The following is a 19,267-nucleotide window of genomic DNA, read 5'->3' on the forward strand; positions in this document are numbered from 1 at the left end:
TTATAGACACTTCTGTTACTTAATTTTATCGCCTGAACTGTACGCTTTTGTTACAAAGCGCTTTTCACAAGCGGGGTTGATACGTGCTTTCATCAAGCGCAAGGTCTTGCGGAGACGGAAGCTCTGTCGTCCTGGTCAATATGGACAATTTGTTTCTTCTCTGAACATCGGGGGTAGAGAAATCATGGCTGAAACGCAAAATGATCCGCTATTGCCGGGATATTCATTTAATGCCCATCTGGTCGCCGGGCTGACGCCAATTGAAGCGAATGGATATCTGGATTTTTTTATCGATCGTCCGTTGGGCATGAAGGGATATATTCTTAACCTGACCATCCGCGGAGAGGGCGTCATTAATAATAATGGCGAGCAGTTTGTCTGTCGGCCTGGAGATATATTATTGTTTCCGCCGGGCGAGATTCATCACTATGGACGGCATCCGGACGCCAGCGAGTGGTATCACCAGTGGGTTTATTTCCGGCCTCGCGCCTACTGGCAGGAGTGGCTGACCTGGCCGACAATCTTTGCCCAGACAGGATTTTTCCGCCCGGACGAGGCGCGCCAGCCGCATTTCAGCGAACTGTTCGGGCAGATCATCAGCGCCGGGCAAGGGGAAGGCCGCTATTCTGAGCTACTGGCGATCAATCTGCTGGAGCAGTTGTTGCTCAGACGTATGGCGGTAATTAATGAGTCGTTGCATCCGCCGATGGATAGCCGTGTGCGCGATGCCTGCCAGTATATCAGCGACCATCTGGCGGACAGCCATTTTGATATCGCCAGCGTCGCCCAGCATGTCTGCCTGTCGCCCTCCCGGTTATCGCATCTGTTCCGCCAGCAGTTAGGCATTAGCGTATTGAGTTGGCGCGAAGATCAGCGTATCAGCCAGGCGAAACTCCTGCTTAGCACCACGCGAATGCCGATAGCGACCGTTGGGCGCAATGTTGGATTTGACGATCAGCTCTATTTTTCGCGGGTATTTAAAAAATGCACCGGGGCAAGTCCTAGCGAGTTCAGGGCCGGATGTGAATAAAAAGTGAATGATGTGTCCACAAAGATGTCATAAGCCGTAACTATTCGGATAATTGACGGCTTGACGAAGGGGGACGGGGTAAGCAGAATCCCTGCTTCATCACGCTGACGGACACACTATGCAAGCACTGCTGGAACATTTTATCACCCAATCCACTCTGTATTCGCTTATCGCCGTGTTGCTGGTCGCCTTCCTGGAATCGCTGGCGCTGGTGGGGTTGATTTTACCCGGCACGGTACTGATGGCGGGGCTGGGCGCGCTTATCGGCAGCGGCGAGCTCAATTTTTGGCATGCCTGGCTGGTGGGTATTATCGGCTGTCTGATGGGCGACTGGATTTCGTTCTGGCTGGGGTGGCGCTTTAAAAAGCCGCTACACCGCTGGTCTTTTATGAAAAAAAACAAGTCGCTGCTGGATAAAACCGAACACGCGCTGCATCAGCACAGTATGTTCACGATCCTGGTCGGACGTTTTGTCGGTCCGACGAGGCCGCTGGTGCCGATGGTGGCAGGGATGCTGGATCTTCCCGTGGCGAAATTTATTGGGCCAAACTTGATTGGCTGTTTGCTGTGGCCACCGTTTTATTTCCTGCCGGGCATTCTGGCGGGAGCGGCAATCGATATTCCTTCTGATATGCAGAGCGGAGATTTCAAATGGCTGCTGCTGGCTACGGCGTTGCTGCTGTGGGTCGGAGGCTGGCTATGCTGGCGGCTGTGGCGCAGCGGCAAAGCGGCAGTCGATCGTTTAACCGCGTATCTCCCCCGCAGCCGTTTGCTGTATCTGGCGCCGTTGACGCTCGGGAGCGGCGTGGTCGCGCTGGTGGTGCTGATTCGCCACCCGCTGATGCCGGTATATATCGATATTCTGCGCAAAGTTGTGGGTTACTAACGATTCCTTTGCCGGATGGCGGCTTCGCCTTATCCGGCCTACAAAAGATGGGATTTGATGCCCAATAGCGCTGAGGCGCTGGCCTGACCGCTTAGTAGCTCGTCTGTTTTGCCTTGCCACGCAATGCGTCCGTCGGCCACGACGATTGACCGGGGCGCAATTCGCGCCGCATCTTCCACGCTGTGCGAGACCATCAACAGCGTGAGCTGTCGCTCGCGGCAGATATCGCTGACCAACGTCAGCATCTCCTGGCGCAGCGCGGGATCGAGCGCGGAGAACGGTTCATCCAGCAGCAGTACCGGCTGTTCACGTACCAGGCAGCACGCCAGCGCTACCCGCTGACGCTGGCCGCCGGACAGTTCGCCCGGTAAACGCGTCATCAGACTCTCAATGCCCATCTGATGTGCGATAGCGTCCCGTTTTTCCCGCTGGCTGGCGTTGAGCGTTAACCCAGGGTTTAGCCCCAGACCGATATTTTGCTGCACATTCAGGTGGCTGAATAAATTATTCTCCTGAAACAGCATTGAGACCGGACGGCGTGAGGGCGGCGTAAGCGTATGATCGTCGCCGGCAATCAGTAGCGTACCGCTGGTAGGCGCAAGAAAACCGGCAATTAAATTCAACAACGTGCTTTTCCCCGCGCCGCTGGGGCCAAGAATCGCCACCTGCTCGCCGCGTTCTACCGCCAGCGTAAAACGCATCGGCAAATGATGGTAAAGCCAGGTGATATCAATCAGTTTTAGCATGTCGGCCCGGTAGTTTCTCTATGAGGGTAAATAACGTAAAGCAGAGCAGCAGCAGTATCAGCGCGGTCACCGCGCCGTCCTGGCTGCGGTAGGAGCCGATCTGCTGATACAGATAAAACGGCAGCGTGCGGAAATTGTCATTGCCGAAAAGCGCGACGACGCCAAAATCACCGATAGAAAGTACGCAGGCAAACGCCAGCGCCTGCGCCAGCGGACGTTTCAGCGCCCGCAGTTCCACGACCTTTAACCGCGACCAGCCTTCAATTCCTAATGACTGGCACAGCATTCCATAACGGGCGGTAATATCGCGCATTGGGTTTTCCAGGACTTTTAGCGCGTAGGGGATTGCCATCAGCGCATTGGTGAAAATCACGATGCCGTCGGCGGATTCCGGTAAGCCAACGCTGCTATTGAGCAGTAAAAAGAAGCCTGTCGCCAGCACGATCCCCGGCATCGCGAGGATCAACATCCCGCTGAGTTCCAGCGTTTGTCCGGCGAAGACTTGCTGGCGTTGGCGTAGCTCGCGGCTACTCCACAGTAGCATCATGGTCAGCACCACACACAGAACGCCCGCCGCCAGCGCAATGCGTAGCGATGTCCAGACAGCCTGCCACAGAATGGGTTGCGCCAGCACCTCCGGCAGGCTGCGGTTGACGCCATCGACCACCACGGCGACCAGCGGCGGAAGCAGCAGCAGCAGCGCCAGCACGATTAATAAGGCGTCCGTCAGACGGCTGTGGAGACGATCGTCAGGATCGCGCCAACCCTGCGTCAGCGTCATCCCCGGCGCAATCGCTTTGCTCAGCCGTTGGCTTAGCAGTACCAGCGCCAGGCAGCAGACCATCTGGATTAATGCCAGCATCGCCGCGCGGGCGGGATCGTAGTCATAACTAAGCGCCTGAAAGATAGCCAGTTCGATAGTGGTGGCCTGCGGGCCGCCGCCGAGCGACAGAACCGTTGCGAAACTGGCGAAGCAGAGCATAAAAATCAGCGCCGCGACGGGCGGAATTTGGCGGCGCAGCCACGGCCATTCGACAAAACGGAAAAAATGCCAGCCGCGCATACCGAGCTGGGCGGCGAGCTGGCGCTGCTCGCCGGGAATGCTTTCCAAAGATTGCAGCAACAAACGGCTCGCCATTGGCAGGTTAAAAAAGACGTGCGCCAGTAAAATGCCCTGCAAGCCGTAGGGGGAGAATGTCCACTGAAGCCCCAGCATCTGCCACAGCGAGGCCAGCCAGCCCTGACGGCCATACACGCTAAGAATACCGAACACGGCAACCAGTACCGGCAGAATCAGCGTCATGGCGCACAGACGCAGCAGCGCCAGACGTCCAGGAAAACGGCGTCGATAAAGCGCGCGGGCGAGAAAAACCGCCGGGACCACAGACAGCACTGCGGACAGAAACGCCTGCCAGAATGAGAAGCGCACCACATGCCACAGGTAGCTATCCCGCCAGATTGTCGACCACGCGCCCGACGGCGCGTTCAGCCAAAGCGCCAGAAAGGCCGCCAGCGAGACGGTTATCATCAGCGCGGCGGCGCACAGCCCCGGAATCAGCCAGCCGGGAATTAACGGCTGACGGCGCGTTGCCATTCGCTAATCCATGCCTGGCGTTGTGCTGCCACTTGTTGCGGCGTGAATTCCAGCGTTGTGGCGGGTTTGGCCAATGATTCAAACCCTGCTGGTAAGGAGACGTCCGCTACCGGGTACATCCAGTTGCCGGTGGGTATGGCGTTCTGAAACGCCGGAGAAACCATAAATTTGAGGAATTTCTCCGCCAGTTCCGGCTGCTTACTGGCGACGGTACGCGCCGCGACTTCTACCTGTAAGTAATGGCCTTCGCTGAAGTTCGCGGCGGCGTAATTGTCCTTCTTCTCTTCAATAATGTGATACGCCGGAGAGGTGGTGTAACTGAGCACCAAATCGCTTTCACCTTTCAGAAATAAGCCGTAGGCCTCGCTCCAGCCTTTCGTCACCGTCACCGTTTTGGCCGCCAGTTTTTGCCAGGCCTGCGGCGCGTTATCGCCATAGACTTTGCGCATCCACAGTAACAGCCCCAGCCCTGGCGTACTGGTACGCGGGTCCTGATAAATTACCCGCCATTTTTGATCGCTCTCGACCAGTTCTTTCAGGCTTTTCGGCGGATTTTTCAGCTTGCTTTTATCGTAGACAAAGGCGAAATAGCCGTAATCGAACGGCACAAATGTGTCGTTTTTCCAGCCGCCGGGCACCTTGACCGCCTCATTCGCCACGCCGCTTTTGGCAAAGAGTTTAGTTTGCGTGGCCGCTTCCAGCAGATTATTGTCCAGCCCCAACACCACATCGGCTTTGCTGTTCTTCCCCTCCATCCGCAGGCGGTTGAGCAGCGAAACGCCATCCTCCAGCGCCACCAGTTTCAGCTCGCAGTTGCAATCGGCTTCAAACGCTTTTTTCACCGCCGGGCCTGGCCCCCAGTCGGCGGCGAACGAGTCGTAGGTATAGACGGTGAGAACGGGTTTGGCGAAAGCAGGCGCCGCGCACAGGAGTAAAAGCGGAAGATATTTTTTTAACACTTTGCACCTCAGTTAAAGAGTGGCAAAGGACTTGAGAGGTAGCCTCAAATCCCTTCGCCGGCATTATCCGGATCAGGTTCGACGGGTATTTTCTCAGCGCGCGCATGAGCGCGGCACCCCGTTGAGTTCGGCGTTAGTGTAGTGATTTTGTTGCCGGGCAGCAATCAAGAGCTGGCGTTAAGGATCTGGCGGCGCAAACCACGCCGATTTAAAATCAAACCAGCCGAGGGTATTCATGCGCAGCCCGCGCATACTGCGTTGTCCCTGGATAATCAGCCAGTGGTGGATCAACGGCACAATCGCTTTGTTGGCCAGCAGTTGCTGGCACCAGTTCGCCAGGTTCATCTCGCCAGCGCGCCACTGCGCGGCGTCGTCCTGCCAGTCGCGCGGAATGCAGTTCTGCAAGAGCGGTACTTCGCACAAGTGCGCGAACAGCGAGAAATCCAGCGGCAGCGTAAAGTTAGCGCTATTGAGCCAGATATCGCTTTCGATGTCGCCGGCGTGCCATTGATCGTAGTCGATCTCCTGAATATGCAGATGCACCTGATGTTCAGCCAGAAGCGCGCTCATGATACGGGCGATAACCCGGTGCTCAATGTGTTCGCGATAGAAGGTCAGCGTGAGGGTTTCCAGCCCGGCGGGTTTTTCGCCCGGGCCTGGACGGGCGTGATGCCAGCGCGGTAAAAGCCCATAGGCCGGGAACCAGAGCTGCTGTAGCGGTTCATCGGCATGATAGAGTAAATTGGTGGGGGAGAGGACGTGGCTTACCCATTCTCTGACCTGCAGATGCGCGCCGCGCGGCGTTCTGGCGTCGAATAGCAGGTAATAGCACCCCTCTTCCAGTCGGCTTTCTATCGCTTTTTCACCGCCTTGTATCGGCCCTTCCAGCATCAAGCCGCAGGCCGGTTCTTCACTGATATCCGGCAGTACCCAGACATTCACTTCGTCTATCAACGCCCGATAGCCGAAGTAATCATCAAAGGCGAGTATCTTGAGCTGGTTTGGCGTATTACGCCGCACGGCATAAGGCCCGGTGCCGATAGGGTGGCTGGCGAAATTAGCCAGCGTTTCCCACTCCCGCGGCAAAATCATCGCCGGGACCTGGCCCAGCAGCCACGGCAACCAGCGATCCGGCTGGGAAAGATGAATATCCAGCGTCCACGCGGTAGGGGAGTCTATCTTTGTGATGTGCGAGTAAAGCGGAAGCGTATTGATACGCGTCAGCGAGGTGATGACATCTTCCATCTCCAGCTCGCGGCCATGATGAAAATGAATGCCGGGGCGCAGGTAGAAGCGCCACAGTAAAGGGGAAATTTGCTGCCAGTGGTGCGCAATGTCCGCTTCCAGTTCCCCGTTTTCCTCATTTACCCGCGTGAGCGAACTGAAAATTTGCCGGGCAATATGAGTTTCCGAGCGACGTAATGCGGTTCCCGGCAGGAGATTGTGCATCGGACGATAGTAAAGAACCCGCAGAATATGCCGCCCCTGGCGGAAGCTGCGTCCCAGATGGGAAATCAGCATTTGCCTGACAGCGCTTTTATCGCCGACCAGTTGTACCAGTTGATCGATTCGATCTTGTTCCAGCAGGTCTTCCGCCCGCTGCTGTTGCAGCGCCAGTCCGGTATACAGGAACGTCAGACGCGAACGCTTTCCGCGTCCAACCTCAGCTTCCCATGTTAGCCAACCGCGCGCCTGCATCGTATTTAGCAGCGTACGCATATGGCGACGCGAACAGTTCAGCAGATCCGCCAGCTCATTAAGCGTGGTGTCTTGCGTTTTACCGTCACAACATTGCCAGAGACGGATAAATTGTTGTTGCAGGCGACCTGAGGGCATAAAAGGGGAACTCCGATGAAAAACTCAGCAATTTTATTATCCCTATATTAGGCCAATAATATCTTTCGATGAAGCAAGAGGAAGAGGTCACTATGCGCCAGTTCTGGTTGAGATATTTTGCCGCGACGGAAAAAACGTCCTGGCTGGCTTGCCTGAGCGCGCCGCAGCGCTTAAAAATGCTAGCGGAACTGATGCAGTGGGAGGCGACCGATTGAAGCCAATTGCAGACATCATGTGTGACTGAGTATTGGTGTAGGCGATAGCCTAAAATCACCCGCCAGCAGATAATATCTGCTGGCTTTTTTTATTTCGGCTGTTTCTGGATGACGACGATGGGACGGCGTCTCAACGGGATTTATACGGCGGTTTCTGTGGTCACGCAGGTGATGACCGGGCGAGTAAAAGACGTGTAATGTTGCGTGACAAGCGCCATTTTGCATGGTACTGAAACAGACTTTTTTTATTTTTATCATCGCTAATCTTATACGCGTTATCGCATGGTGCTTTAACGTGTTTAGTACAAAGGAATGATAATGAAAAAGGTTTTTTTGCTTGCAGCGCTTTTTGCTATGTCCAATTCCTCTTTCGCGGCAATGGCTGAAAGTTGTCAGCAATATTTTAATGATATTGATGCCCTGGTTGAGCAGGCTGCAGCAACGAGTGAACAGGCAAAACAGCAATTTGACGCGATGAAGCCTCAACTCGAAGCGTCAAAAAAACAGTTGGAAACTGTAGCTGCATCTGACCAGGATGCTGCGTGTAAGCAGGCTCTGGCGTCAATGGTTCAGATTAAACAGGCTCTGGGATTAAAATAAGATAGATACCAGCAATAAGCGATGAGTATCGCTTATTGCTGGTCGTTTTGGTATCAACGCATAAACTCAGGCTGCTTGTCTTCGTACTCGGCAATCGCGTCTTCGTGCTGCAGCGTCAGCCCAATGCTGTCCAGACCGTTCAACATGCAGTGGCGGCGGAAGTCGTCGATTTTAAAGCTGTAGGTCTTATCGCCTGCTTTCACCACCTGTGCTTCCAGATCCACTTCAAATTTAATGCCCGGATTGGCTTTCACCAGAGCAAACAGCTCATCGACCTGTGCGTCGCTCAGGGTTACCGGCAGCAGTTGGTTGTTAAAGCTGTTGCCGTAGAAGATGTCGGCGAAGCTTGGCGCGATCACCACTTTAAAGCCGTAATCGGTCAACGCCCACGGCGCGTGTTCGCGTGACGAGCCGCAGCCAAAGTTTTCCCGCGCCAACAGAATCGACGCGCCTTGATATTCCGGAAAGTTCAACACGAATTCCGGATTTGGCTGTTGGCCCTTTTCGTCCAGGAAGCGCCAGTCGTTAAACAGATGGGCGCCAAAACCGGTGCGCGTAACCTTCTGCAAAAACTGTTTAGGGATAATTGCATCGGTATCGACGTTGGCGGCATCCAGTGGGACAACCAGGCCGGTATGCTGGGTAAATTTCTCTGCCATGGTAGTTTCCTTATTTGATGCTGCGAATGTCGGCGAAGTGGCCGGTAACGGCGGCAGCGGCGGCCATCGCCGGGCTGACTAAATGCGTGCGACCCCCGCGGCCCTGACGGCCTTCAAAGTTACGGTTGCTGGTGGAGGCGCAGCGCTCGCCCGGGTTCAGGCGGTCATTATTCATGGCCAGGCACATGGAACAGCCCGGTAAGCGCCATTCAAATCCTGCTTCGATAAAGATCTTGTCCAGACCTTCCGCTTCCGCCTGCGCTTTCACCGGACCTGAACCCGGCACCACCAGCGCCTGCACGCCAGGCGCAACTTTGCGCCCTTTGGCGACTTCCGCCGCCGCGCGCAAATCTTCAATACGCGAATTGGTACAAGAGCCGATAAAGACTTTATCAATAGCAACGTCCGTTAACGGTACGCCCGGCTGTAAGCCCATATAAGCCAGCGCTTTTTCGGCGCTGGCGCGCTCAACCGGATCGCTAAAAGAGGCGGGATCGGGGATGATGTCGGTGACGGAAATCACCTGGCCCGGATTCGTGCCCCAGGTCACCTGCGGCGCGATCTCTTCTGCTCGCAGGGTGACGACAGTATCAAAGGTCGCGCCGTCATCGGTTTTCAGCGTTTTCCAGTACTCGACGGCTTCGTCAAAATCGCGGCCCTTCGGCGCGTGCAAACGCCCTTTTACGTAGTTAAAAGTGGTTTCATCCGGGGCGACCAGACCGGCTTTGGCGCCCATCTCAATCGCCATATTGCACAGCGTCATGCGGCCTTCCATACTCAGCGCGCGGATCGCGTCGCCGCAAAATTCAACCACGTGCCCGGTGCCGCCGGCGCTGCCGGTTTTACCGATGATCGCCAGCACGATGTCTTTGGCGGTAATGCCCGGCGCGGCGTTGCCCGTGACTTCAATCTTCATGGTTTTAGCGCGCCCCTGTTTCAGGGTTTGCGTCGCCAGTACATGTTCTACCTCAGAAGTGCCGATGCCGAAGGCCAGCGCGCCAAACGCGCCGTGGGTGGCGGTGTGGGAGTCGCCGCAGACGATGGTCATGCCCGGCAGGGTGACGCCCTGTTCCGGCCCCATCACATGGACGATGCCCTGATATGGGTGATTCAGGTCATACAGCTCGACGCCGAACTCGTTACAGTTCTTAATCAGCTCCTGCATCTGGATACGCGCCATTTCACCGAAAGCATTAATGTCTTTAGTCTGCGTCGAGACGTTGTGATCCATCGTGGCGAAGGTTTTCCCTGGCTGACGTACCGGACGATGGTGCGCGCGCAGACCGTCAAACGCCTGCGGAGAGGTGACTTCATGCACCAGGTGGCGGTCGATGTACAGCAGCGGCGTTTCGTTTGGCGCCTCAAAGACCACGTGGGCATCAAATAATTTTTCGTATAACGTTTTGGCCATGATTACACCCCTTCTGCGACATAGCGGGCGATAATATCGCCCATCTCATCGGTACTGACTGCGGCAGCGCCCCTGGCTAAATCGCCGGTGCGAACGCCCTCTTCTAATGCGCGATTGATCGCCTGTTCAATGGCTGTTGCCGCATCGTTGGCATCCAGGCTGTAGCGCAGCAGCAGCGCCAGCGACAGGATCTGCGCAATTGGATTGGCGATATTTTTCCCGGCGATATCCGGCGCGGAGCCGCCAGCCGGTTCATACAGGCCAAACCCTTGCTCGTTCAGGCTGGCGGAGGGCAACATCCCCATTGAGCCGGTGATCATGGCGCATTCGTCGGACAGAATGTCGCCGAACAGGTTAGAGCACAGCAGTACGTCAAACTGCGACGGGTCTTTAATCAACTGCATGGTGGCGTTATCGATATACATGTGCGCGAGTTCCACATCGGGATACGTTTTCGCGACATCATTGACGATTTCACGCCACAGGATAGAGCTTTGAAGTACGTTGGCTTTATCAATAGAGGTGACTTTACGGCGGCGTTTACGCGCCGATTCAAAGGCGATACGGGCAATGCGCTCGATCTCAAAGCGGTGATAAACTTCGGTATCAAAGGCTTTTTCGTACTGACCGCTGCCTTCGCGGCCTTTTGGCTGTCCGAAATAGATCCCGCCGGTCAGCTCGCGCACGCACAGGATATCGAAACCGTTAGCGGCGATATCGGCGCGCAACGGGCAAAATGCTTCCAGTCCCTGATACAGTTTCGCCGGACGCAGGTTACTGAATAATTTGAAATGTTTGCGCAGCGGCAGCAGGGCGCCGCGCTCTGGCTGGCTTTCCGGGGGCAAATTTTCCCATTTCGGGCCGCCGACGGAGCCAAACAGAATGGCATCCGCCTGCTCGCACCCTTCAACGGTGGTTTTCGGCAGTGGATGACCATGATTGTCGATAGCAATACCGCCGACGTCATAGTGGCTGGTGGTTATACGCATATCAAAACGGCTGCGTACCGCATCCATAACTTTCAGGGCTTGCGCCATGACTTCCGGGCCGATACCGTCGCCCGGCAGTACGGCAATATGATAGTTCTTCGACATTACACGGTTTCCTTGTTGTTCTCTTTATTTTGAGCTTTGCGTTGCAATTCTTTTTCAACTTCGGCGGCGCGCCAGATATTGTTCAGTACGTGCACCATCGCTTTGGCGGAGGATTCGACGATATCCGTCGCCAGCCCGACGCCGTGGAAGCGGCGACCATGATGGTTCACGACGATATCGACCTGACCCAGCGCGTCTTTGCCCTAGCCTTTGGCGTTCAGGTCGTATTTAACCAACTCAACGTCGTAGCCAGTGATGCGGTTAATCGCCTGATAGATGGCGTCGACCGGGCCGTTGCCGTTCGCCGCTTCGGCCTTGATCTCTTCACCACAGGCCAGCTTCACGGAAGCAGTGGCGATATCGCTGGAGCCGGACTGCACGCTGAAGTAATCCAGACGGAAATGCTCTGGTTCTTCTTGCTGTTTATTAATAAACGCCAGCGCTTCCAGGTCATAGTCGAACACCTGGCCTTTTTTGTCCGCCAGCTTCAGGAACGCGTCGTACAGGTGATCCATGTTGTAGTCTGTGTCCTTGTAACCCATCTCTTCCATGCGATGTTTCACGGCGGCACGGCCAGAGCGGGAGGTCAGGTTCAGCTGTATCTGGTTCAGACCGATGGACTCTGGCGTCATGATTTCATAGTTTTCGCGGTTCTTGAGGACGCCATCCTGGTGGATGCCGGAAGAGTGGGCAAAAGCGCCGCTGCCGACAATCGCTTTGTTGGCCGGGATCGGCATGTTACAGATCTGGCTGACGGTCTGGCTGGTGCGCCAGATTTCGTGGTGATTGATGTTGGTGTGTACATTCATGATGTCTTTGCGCACTTTAATCGCCATGATCACTTCTTCCAGTGCGCAGTTACCGGCACGTTCTCCGATACCGTTCATCGCGCCTTCAACCTGACGCGCGCCCGCATGTACTGCCGCCAGCGAGTTGCCTACTGCTATCCCTAAATCGTCGTGGGTATGAACGGAGATGATAGCTTTGTCGATATTGGGGACACGTTCATACAGGCCGGAAATGATTCCCGCGAACTCAAACGGCATGGTATAGCCCACGGTATCGGGAATATTAATGGTTCTCGCGCCGGCGTTTATAGCGGCTTCCACCACGCGCGCCAGATCGTCAACAGGCGTCCGGCCAGCATCTTCGCAGGAGAACTCTACGTCATCAGTGTAATTACGCGCCCGCTTAACCATGTATACCGCGCGTTCGATGACCTCATCCAGCGTGCTGCGCAGTTTGGTGGCGATGTGCATTGGCGAGGTGGCGATAAAAGTATGGATGCGAAACGCGTCGGCGACCTTCAGCGCCTGTGCCGCGACGTCAATGTCTTTTTCTACACAACGCGCCAGGGCGCAAACGCGGCTGTTTTTAATGGTGCGGGCGATGGTTTGGACGGATTCAAAATCACCCGGAGAAGAGACCGGGAAGCCCACTTCCATGACATCAACACCCATGCGCTCAAGGGCCAGGGCAATCTGCAGCTTCTCTTTCGCGCTCAGGCTGGCCTGTAACGCTTGTTCGCCGTCGCGTAAGGTCGTATCAAAAATAATGACTTGCTGGCTCATGATGTGGTCCTTGTCTCCAGGGGCGCCTTGCGTCAGGCATAAAAAAACCCGCGCAACGGCGCGGGTTTTGTTTGACTTCGAGCTGACTTAATGTTGAATGCCGCCCACCGGTCTACCGCGCACAATAAATGCGTTGAGTAGTAGTAGCCCAGTGAAACGAACGATATGTGACATTAATTCAGCTCCAGCGAATGCGTTATGCTTTTAGTGGTACTGGATATGCCGTTTAATGTCAACTCTATTTTCTGTCGCCATTGCATTTTGTTGACGATATCCGGATACGTACTTTAGCTAATTGTGCTGGGCTGCGCGTCCAATAAAGGATAAAAGAACGAGTGGACATTCATACTTTTCATTGTTTGAAATATTTAGGCATTTTTGTTTGCAAATTGGTTAGGGGAATGGCCTGTTAAAGGTATGCTAAAGGTTTGGTTTATCTTTTTGATTTGTTTTATATTTTAACAAATAACCTTGTTTACTTAATGGATAAGGATAAAGTTATTGATAAATTAATGTTAACTTTTTAGCTATTAATAATATAAACATTTAATTGAAACTTAAATGATCATTCACTTGGTGTATGATTGTGTATTCGCCATAGTTATGGTTATATTGCTTGCGTAATTTAAACATTATGAATCGCAATGGTGTGACTCAGGACACATTATGCTTGCGCTGGCATTCTATTTGTCTCTGTCAGCGTCTTTATGTTTTCCGAATTTTAACGCTTTCCCTTTTTCTTATTTTATATGCATGGTAAATCATATTTTCAGGAATTATTTCTGCCTTCAGCCAGAAAAAGGGAGTTAAGCGTGACAGTGGAGTTAAATATGCCAGAGGTCAAAACCGAAAAGCCGCATCTTTTAGATATGGGCAAACCACAGCTTCGCATGGTTGATTTGAACCTATTGACCGTGTTCGATGCGGTAATGCAAGAGCAGAATATTACGCGCGCCGCCCACACGCTGGGAATGTCGCAGCCTGCGGTCAGTAACGCCGTAGCGCGTCTGAAGGTTATGTTTAATGACGAACTTTTTGTTCGATATGGACGAGGAATTCAGCCGACTGCCCGTGCATTTCAGTTATTTGGTTCAGTCCGTCAGGCGTTACAATTGGTGCAAAATGAATTGCCGGGATCGGGGTTTGAGCCGACCAGCAGCGAACGTGTATTCAATCTTTGCGTGTGCAGTCCGCTGGATAATATCCTGACGTCACAGATTTATAATCGTGTAGAAAAAATTGCGCCAAATATTCATGTCGTTTTTAAAGCGTCGTTGAATCAGAATACTGAGCATCAGTTACGCTATCAGGAAACCGAGTTCGTTATTAGTTATGAAGAATTCCGTCGTCCTGAGTTTACCAGCGTACCGCTATTTAAAGATGAAATGGTTTTAGTCGCCAGCCGAAAACACCCGCGTATTAGCGGCCCGCTACTGGAAGGCGATGTTTATAATGAACAACATGCGGTTGTTTCTCTCGATCGTTATGCGTCATTTAGTCAGCCGTGGTATGACACGCCGGATAAACAGTCGAGCGTGGCTTATCAGGGCATGGCGCTTATCAGCGTTCTGAACGTGGTTTCGCAGACGCATTTGGTCGCTATTGCCCCGCGCTGGCTGGCGGAAGAGTTTGCGGAATCGCTGGATCTGCAAATATTGCCGTTGCCTTTAAAACTGAATAGCCGGACATGCTACCTTTCCTGGCATGAAGCGGCTGGGCGTGATAAAGGGCACCAATGGATGGAAGATTTATTAGTTTCTGTTTGTAAGCGATAAAACCGGGCAGAATAAATCAGAAACAAATTCTGGTTTATTCTGCTTTTTAGCGTATATAAAAAATTTTATGCTGAATTAACGGTGAGCGATTCTTTTCGTCGTTGTGAAAAATAGATGAATTGCTGTAAGTCTGCATTTATAAGCGATTATTTATTACCTGGTGTGATTCAGACGGAGTATTTCTCCATTTCTTCTCTTCTTGCCTCCTGATTATTCTAACCTTCCCCATCTTTACGTCATTCCACCCAATTGCCAGGCGTGATAGCGAGCGGTTAAGGTGTCCGTCAAACCGTGATGACAGGTATAAAGTGGAGGCAAGCCGTGGAGATGTTGTCTGGAGCCGAGATGGTCGTCCGATCGCTTATCGATCAAGGCGTAAAGCAGGTGTTCGGCTATCCTGGAGGCGCAGTGCTTGATATTTATGATGCGCTACATACCGTTGGAGGGATCGATCATGTGCTGGTGCGTCATGAGCAGGCCGCGGTGCATATGGCGGATGGCCTGGCGCGAGCCACTGGCGACGTTGGCGTGGTGCTGGTGACTTCCGGACCGGGAGCGACCAATGCGATTACCGGGATTGCTACGGCCTATATGGATTCCATTCCTCTGGTGATTCTTTCCGGCCAGGTCGCCACCTCATTGATTGGCTATGATGCTTTTCAGGAGTGCGACATGGCGGGGATTTCCCGACCGGTGGTCAAACATAGCTTCCTGGTCAAACAGACGGAAGATATTCCCCTGGTGCTTAAAAAGGCCTTCTGGCTGGCGGCAAGCGGACGTCCTGGGCCGGTGGTCGTGGATTTGCCGAAAGATATTTTGAATCCGGCGAAAAAATGCCGTATGCCTGGCCGGAGACGGTCAGTATGCGCTCTTACAATCCCACAACATCAGGACATAAAGGACAAATTAAGCGTGCCTTGCAAACGCTGGCGTCGGCAAAAAAGCCGGTGGTCTACGTTGGGGGAGGGGCGATAAGCGCGGCCTGCTATGCGCCGTTGCGCCACATCATTGAAACCTTTAACCTGCCGGTGGTCTCTTCATTAATGGGACTGGGCGCGTTTCCTGCTACTCATCGCCAGTCGTTAGGAATGCTGGGAATGCATGGCACTTATGAAGCCAATATGACCATGCATAACGCCGACGTGATTTTCGCTGTTGGCGTACGATTTGACGACCGCACGACGAATAATCTCGCTAAATATTGTCCGAACGCGACGGTATTACACATCGACATTGACCCGACGTCCATATCCAAAACGGTTAACGCTGATATCCCGGTGGTGGGCGATGCCCGCCTGGTACTGGAACAAATGCTGGAGCTACTGGCGCAGGATGCGCCGTCTCAGCCGCAGGATGATATTCGCGACTGGTGGCAGCAGATAGAGAGCTGGCGCGCCCGTCAGTGCCTGAAATATGACGCGGAAAGCGAAAGCATTAAACCCCAGGCGGTGATTGAAACCCTCTGGCGTCTGACGAAGGGCGATGCGTACGTGACGTCCGATGTAGGACAACACCAGATGTTTGCCGCTCTCTATTACCCGTTCGATAAGCCACGTCGCTGGATTAATTCCGGCGGGCTCGGCACGATGGGTTTTGGCCTACCGGCTGCATTGGGCGTTAAAATGGCCCTGCCGAAAGAAATGGTGGTCTGCGTGACCGGCGATGGCAGTATACAGATGAACATTCAGGAGCTGTCGACAGCCTTACAGTATGAACTGCCGGTACTGGTTCTGAACCTGAACAACCGTTATCTGGGGATGGTAAAACAGTGGCAGGATATGATCTATTCCGGTCGCCATTCTCAGTCTTATATGCAGTCGTTACCGGATTTTGTGCGCCTGGCGGAAGCATATGGCCATGTCGGGCTGCAGATTAACCACCCGGATGAGCTGGAAAGTAAACTCAGCGAAGCCCTTGAGCATGTGCGTAATAGCCGACTGGTGTTCGTCGATGTCACCGTTGATGGCAGCGAGCATGTCTATCCGATGCAGATTCGCGGGGGCGGGATGGACGAAATGTGGTTAAGCAAAACGGAGAGGACCTGATGATGCGCCGGATTTTATCGGTATTACTGGAAAACGAATCTGGGGCGTTATCGCGGGTTATCGGCCTCTTTTCGCAACGCGGATATAATATTGAAAGCCTGACCGTCGCGCCGACAGACGATCCGACGTTGTCGCGCATGACTATCCAGACGGTAGGCGATGAAAAAGTGCTTGAGCAAATTGAAAAGCAACTGCACAAGCTGGTTGATGTGCTGCGCGTCAGCGAGCTGGGACAGGGAGCGCACGTTGAGCGGGAAATCATGCTGGTGAAAATCCAGGCCAGCGGCTACGGACGGGAAGAGGTGAAGCGTAATACGGAAATTTTCCGTGGTCAGATTATTGATGTCACGCCAACGCTGTATACCGTTCAACTGGCGGGCACCAGCGATAAACTGGATGCTTTTCTGGCCTCGCTGCGCGACGTGGCGAAAATTGTTGAAGTGGCGCGTTCAGGCGTCGTCGGGCTTTCGCGCGGCGATAAGATTATGCGCTGAGCAGATTCGCCGGATGACGACGCGGTTGCGTTTTATCCGGTCTACAGGCTGATATCTGGCCCAGGTCCGATAAGCGTAGCGCCATCAGGCAGGTTTGCCGGATATCAGCCAACAGGAATTATCGCCCAACCCAATATCACCGGTTGGGCTTTTTTTTGCGAAATCCGTGGTAACCCGGAATAAAAGCGGTTGCCGGAGTGATCAAACTGCGCTTAGATGTTAACGATTTTAACCCATGCCGACATAAAGGTTATGGTTTGTACAATTTACACAAGGGGCAATTGTGAAACTGGATGAAATCGCTCGGCTGGCCGGTGTCTCGCGCACAACTGCAAGCTACGTTATAAACGGTAAAGCAAAGCAATACCGCGTGAGCGACAAAACCGTAGAAAAAGTCATGGCGGTAGTGCGTGAGCACAATTACCATCCTAACGCTGTGGCTGCCGGGCTGCGTGCTGGACGCACACGTTCCATTGGTCTGGTGATCCCGGACCTTGAAAACACGAGCTACACCCGTATCGCAAACTATCTTGAGCGCCAGGCACGCCAGCGTGGCTACCAACTGCTGATCGCCTGTTCTGAAGATCAGCCGGATAACGAAATGCGCTGCATTGAGCACCTTTTGCAACGCCAGGTGGATGCAATCATTGTTTCAACTTCGTTACCGCCGGAGCATCCCTTCTATCAGCGCTGGGCCAACGATCCGTTCCCCATCGTCGCGCTCGACCGCGCGCTGGATCGCGAACATTTCACCAGCGTGGTCGGTGCCGATCAGGATGATGCCGAGATGTTGGCGGAAGAGCTGCGTAAATTCCCGGCGGAAACGGTGCTTTATTTGGGCGCGCTGCCGGAGTTGTCCGTCAGTTTCCTGCGCGAGCAGGGGTTCCGCACCGCATGGAAAGACGATCCGCGGGAGGTGAATTTCTTATATGCCAACAGCTATGAGCGCGAAGCCGCCGCGCAGCTGTTTGAGAAATGGCTGGAAACGCATCCTATGCCGCAGGCGCTCTTTACGACATCATTCGCGCTATTACAGGGCGTGATGGACGTTACGCTGCGGCGCGATGGAAAACTGCCTTCGGATTTGGCGATTGCGACCTTCGGCGATCATGAGCTGCTGGATTTTCTGCAATGCCCGGTACTGGCGGTGGCGCAGCGTCATCGTGATGTCGCGGAACGCGTGCTGGAGATTGTGCTGGCAAGTCTTGATGAACCGCGTAAACCGAAACCCGGCTTAACGCGTATTCGGCGAAACCTGTATCGTCGCGGCATTCTGAGCCGTAGCTAAAGGACCGGCGGTAAAAGACACTCTCTTCTGCCGCCGTCAAACAAATGCGTATCAGTAAAAATATCCCTTAAATAATTAAGACTATTCCTTAAAATTATCCGAAAATTCTTTTTTATTACCTTTCTTTTGTCCGAAATCGTCCATATTCCACTAATTAAGACGTAACGAGTCTTTTCCTTTGTCTTGTTTTGTTACAAGCAGACAAGAAATCGTCGAATTAACAGCCACTTTTTGTCTTTGGCGCGACAGTCGCTCGTAGGCGCTGGTATAGCAGGCGCTGCACACGTTAAACAGGCACTGTTAACACGGTGCAATATGTCCTAAAATGCCGCTCGCGTCGCAAACTGACACTTTATATTTTTCTCGGATTATATTGAGTCCGTTTTAAACGGCGGTGGGTCTTTGGTTTTTTTCTTACAAATATTCATAACGTTAATTTGACTTGCACGCTGGGTGGAAATTAATCAACGCAGATATTCGCCGTAAACATTGGCTTTTTTACTTAGGTAAGCGTTGTGACTTGCTTGACAAGCTTTTCCTCCGCTCCGTAAACTCCTTCGAGTGGGAATTTGTGGGATAAAGTGGTAAGAAGGGGTGAGACTGGCATGTTCCGGGGGGCAACGTTAGTCAATCTCGACAGTAAAGGGCGCCTGACCGTGCCGACCCGTTATCGGGAGCAACTGATCGAGAGCGCTACCGGTCAAATGGTATGTACCATTGACATCCATCACCCATGCCTGCTGCTTTACCCCCTGCCTGAATGGGAAATTATTGAGCAAAAGTTATCTCGTCTGTCGAGCATGAACCCGGTAGAACGTCGCGTACAGCGTTTACTGTTGGGCCATGCCAGCGAATGTCAGATGGATGGTGCAGGTCGATTACTGATCGCGCCAGTTCTGCGGCAACATGCCGGACTGACGAAAGAAGTGATGCTGGTTGGACAGTTCAACAAATTTGAGCTGTGGGATGAAACGACCTGGTATCAACAGGTCAAGGAAGATATCGACGCTGAACAGTCAGCTACCGAAACGTTATCGGAGCGGCTGCAGGACTTGTCTCTATAA

General features: G+C 53.4%; 16 protein-coding genes, 2 pseudogenes and 1 riboswitch. Of the genes and pseudogenes, 9 read left to right on the forward strand and 9 right to left on the reverse strand.

All coding sequences use genetic code 11. The features are described from left to right. The first annotated feature begins 184 nt into the window (after positions 1–184). Entirely contained in the window at positions 185–1,030 is an 846-nt protein-coding gene (araC, locus tag ACQ29O_RS04685) for an arabinose operon transcriptional regulator AraC (protein ID WP_000852387.1), read from the forward strand. Positions 1,031–1,148: 118 nt separating this feature from the next. Then, positions 1,149–1,916 (forward strand): DedA family protein, encoded by a 768-nt coding sequence (locus ACQ29O_RS04690; protein ID WP_001148372.1) that lies wholly within the window; start codon positions 1,149–1,151, stop codon positions 1,914–1,916. Positions 1,917–1,954: 38 nt separating this feature from the next. Here the strand turns inward: ACQ29O_RS04690 and thiQ are convergent, their stop codons facing one another. The 4 genes from thiQ to sgrR all read right to left on the reverse strand — a co-directional run bounded on the left by thiQ (position 1,955) and on the right by sgrR (position 7,051). Then, complete coding sequence (thiQ, locus tag ACQ29O_RS04695) at positions 1,955–2,662, reverse strand: thiamine ABC transporter ATP-binding protein ThiQ (RefSeq protein ID WP_000915980.1); 708 nt, start codon at positions 2,660–2,662, stop codon at positions 1,955–1,957. Next, complete coding sequence (thiP, locus tag ACQ29O_RS04700) at positions 2,646–4,256, reverse strand: thiamine/thiamine pyrophosphate ABC transporter permease ThiP (protein WP_000235640.1); 1,611 nt, start codon at positions 4,254–4,256, stop codon at positions 2,646–2,648. Before thiP ends, thiQ begins: the two co-directional genes overlap by 17 nt. Continuing rightward, complete coding sequence (gene thiB, locus ACQ29O_RS04705; RefSeq protein WP_000915328.1) at positions 4,232–5,215, reverse strand: thiamine ABC transporter substrate binding subunit; 984 nt, start codon at positions 5,213–5,215, stop codon at positions 4,232–4,234. The genes thiP and thiB overlap by 25 nt, the downstream gene beginning before the upstream one ends. A gap of 31 nt (positions 5,216–5,246) precedes the next feature. Continuing rightward, positions 5,247–5,346, reverse strand: a riboswitch (TPP riboswitch). Positions 5,347–5,392: 46 nt separating this feature from the next. Continuing rightward, positions 5,393–7,051: an HTH-type transcriptional regulator SgrR gene (gene sgrR, locus ACQ29O_RS04710; RefSeq protein WP_001139043.1), complete on the reverse strand. Its 1,659-nt coding sequence runs from the start codon at positions 7,049–7,051 to the stop codon at positions 5,393–5,395. A 92-nt stretch (positions 7,052–7,143) separates the two neighbouring features. Here sgrR and sgrT point away from each other — a divergent pair, with 92 nt between their 5' ends. Together sgrT and ACQ29O_RS04720 are read left to right on the forward strand one after the other, a co-directional pair. Beyond that, positions 7,144–7,266 (forward strand): glucose uptake inhibitor SgrT, encoded by a 123-nt coding sequence (sgrT, locus tag ACQ29O_RS04715; RefSeq protein ID WP_001248755.1) that lies wholly within the window; start codon positions 7,144–7,146, stop codon positions 7,264–7,266. 318 nt (positions 7,267–7,584) lie between these two features. Then, positions 7,585–7,866 (forward strand): DUF5339 family protein, encoded by a 282-nt coding sequence (locus ACQ29O_RS04720; RefSeq protein WP_000755258.1) that lies wholly within the window; start codon positions 7,585–7,587, stop codon positions 7,864–7,866. Between the two features lie 53 nt (positions 7,867–7,919). On the opposite strand, the gene leuD is transcribed toward ACQ29O_RS04720, so the two are convergent. The 5 genes and pseudogenes from leuD to leuL form a co-directional block, all read right to left on the reverse strand. Beyond that, a complete protein-coding gene (gene leuD, locus ACQ29O_RS04725; protein ID WP_000818268.1) occupies positions 7,920–8,525 on the reverse strand; it encodes a 3-isopropylmalate dehydratase small subunit in 606 nt (201 codons plus the stop codon). A 10-nt stretch (positions 8,526–8,535) separates the two neighbouring features. Further along, positions 8,536–9,936: a 3-isopropylmalate dehydratase large subunit gene (gene leuC, locus ACQ29O_RS04730; protein WP_001140625.1), complete on the reverse strand. Its 1,401-nt coding sequence runs from the start codon at positions 9,934–9,936 to the stop codon at positions 8,536–8,538. 2 nt (positions 9,937–9,938) lie between these two features. Further along, complete coding sequence (gene leuB, locus ACQ29O_RS04735; RefSeq protein WP_000042328.1) at positions 9,939–11,030, reverse strand: 3-isopropylmalate dehydrogenase; 1,092 nt, start codon at positions 11,028–11,030, stop codon at positions 9,939–9,941. Continuing rightward, a pseudogene (leuA, locus tag ACQ29O_RS04740) lies at positions 11,030–12,601 on the reverse strand (2-isopropylmalate synthase). The gene leuB and the pseudogene leuA overlap by 1 nt, the downstream one beginning before the upstream one ends. A gap of 87 nt (positions 12,602–12,688) precedes the next feature. Further along, positions 12,689–12,775 carry a leu operon leader peptide gene (gene leuL, locus ACQ29O_RS04745; RefSeq protein WP_001575587.1) on the reverse strand — a complete coding sequence of 29 codons (87 nt, stop codon included), beginning with the start codon at positions 12,773–12,775 and terminating at the stop codon, positions 12,689–12,691. Positions 12,776–13,431: 656 nt separating this feature from the next. Here leuL and leuO point away from each other — a divergent pair. The 5 genes and pseudogenes from leuO to mraZ all read left to right on the forward strand — a co-directional run bounded on the left by leuO (position 13,432) and on the right by mraZ (position 19,267). Next, complete coding sequence (gene leuO / locus ACQ29O_RS04750) at positions 13,432–14,376, forward strand: transcriptional regulator LeuO (RefSeq protein WP_001115420.1); 945 nt, start codon at positions 13,432–13,434, stop codon at positions 14,374–14,376. Between the two features lie 321 nt (positions 14,377–14,697). Then, positions 14,698–16,421, forward strand: a pseudogene (gene ilvI / locus ACQ29O_RS04755) (acetolactate synthase 3 large subunit). Between the two features lie 2 nt (positions 16,422–16,423). After that, positions 16,424–16,915, forward strand: a complete 492-nt coding sequence (gene ilvN, locus ACQ29O_RS04760; RefSeq protein ID WP_001563086.1) for an acetolactate synthase small subunit — start codon at positions 16,424–16,426, stop codon at positions 16,913–16,915. Between the two features lie 283 nt (positions 16,916–17,198). Then, positions 17,199–18,203 (forward strand): catabolite repressor/activator, encoded by a 1,005-nt coding sequence (cra, locus tag ACQ29O_RS04765; RefSeq protein ID WP_000762406.1) that lies wholly within the window; start codon positions 17,199–17,201, stop codon positions 18,201–18,203. A 605-nt stretch (positions 18,204–18,808) separates the two neighbouring features. Beyond that, the gene (gene mraZ, locus ACQ29O_RS04770; protein WP_000488294.1) at positions 18,809–19,267 is read left to right on the forward strand and encodes a division/cell wall cluster transcriptional repressor MraZ; all 459 of its coding nucleotides are present in this window, start codon (positions 18,809–18,811) and stop codon (positions 19,265–19,267) included.

The sequence above is a fragment of the Salmonella sp. GDC200615 genome, from assembly GCF_050574145.1.
In the GTDB taxonomy this organism is placed as follows: Bacteria; Pseudomonadota; Gammaproteobacteria; order Enterobacterales; family Enterobacteriaceae; genus Salmonella; species Salmonella enterica.

Excerpts from the sequence above, each read along its gene's own strand:
- araC (WP_000852387.1), top strand. The coding sequence starts at position 185 with ATGGCTGAAACGCAAAATGATCCGCTATTGCCGGGATATTCATTTAAT.
- ACQ29O_RS04690 (WP_001148372.1), top strand. The coding sequence starts at position 1,149 with ATGCAAGCACTGCTGGAACATTTTATCACCCAATCCACTCTGTATTCG.
- thiQ (WP_000915980.1), bottom strand. The coding sequence starts at position 2,662 with ATGCTAAAACTGATTGATATCACCTGGCTTTACCATCATTTGCCGATG.
- thiP (WP_000235640.1), bottom strand. The coding sequence starts at position 4,256 with ATGGCAACGCGCCGTCAGCCGTTAATTCCCGGCTGGCTGATTCCGGGG.
- sgrR (WP_001139043.1), bottom strand. The coding sequence starts at position 7,051 with ATGCCCTCAGGTCGCCTGCAACAACAATTTATCCGTCTCTGGCAATGT.
- sgrT (WP_001248755.1), top strand. The coding sequence starts at position 7,144 with ATGCGCCAGTTCTGGTTGAGATATTTTGCCGCGACGGAAAAAACGTCC.
- ACQ29O_RS04720 (WP_000755258.1), top strand. The coding sequence starts at position 7,585 with ATGAAAAAGGTTTTTTTGCTTGCAGCGCTTTTTGCTATGTCCAATTCC.
- leuD (WP_000818268.1), bottom strand. The coding sequence starts at position 8,525 with ATGGCAGAGAAATTTACCCAGCATACCGGCCTGGTTGTCCCACTGGAT.
- leuC (WP_001140625.1), bottom strand. The coding sequence starts at position 9,936 with ATGGCCAAAACGTTATACGAAAAATTATTTGATGCCCACGTGGTCTTT.
- leuB (WP_000042328.1), bottom strand. The coding sequence starts at position 11,030 with ATGTCGAAGAACTATCATATTGCCGTACTGCCGGGCGACGGTATCGGC.
- leuL (WP_001575587.1), bottom strand. The coding sequence starts at position 12,775 with ATGTCACATATCGTTCGTTTCACTGGGCTACTACTACTCAACGCATTT.
- leuO (WP_001115420.1), top strand. The coding sequence starts at position 13,432 with ATGCCAGAGGTCAAAACCGAAAAGCCGCATCTTTTAGATATGGGCAAA.
- ilvN (WP_001563086.1), top strand. The coding sequence starts at position 16,424 with ATGCGCCGGATTTTATCGGTATTACTGGAAAACGAATCTGGGGCGTTA.
- mraZ (WP_000488294.1), top strand. The coding sequence starts at position 18,809 with ATGTTCCGGGGGGCAACGTTAGTCAATCTCGACAGTAAAGGGCGCCTG.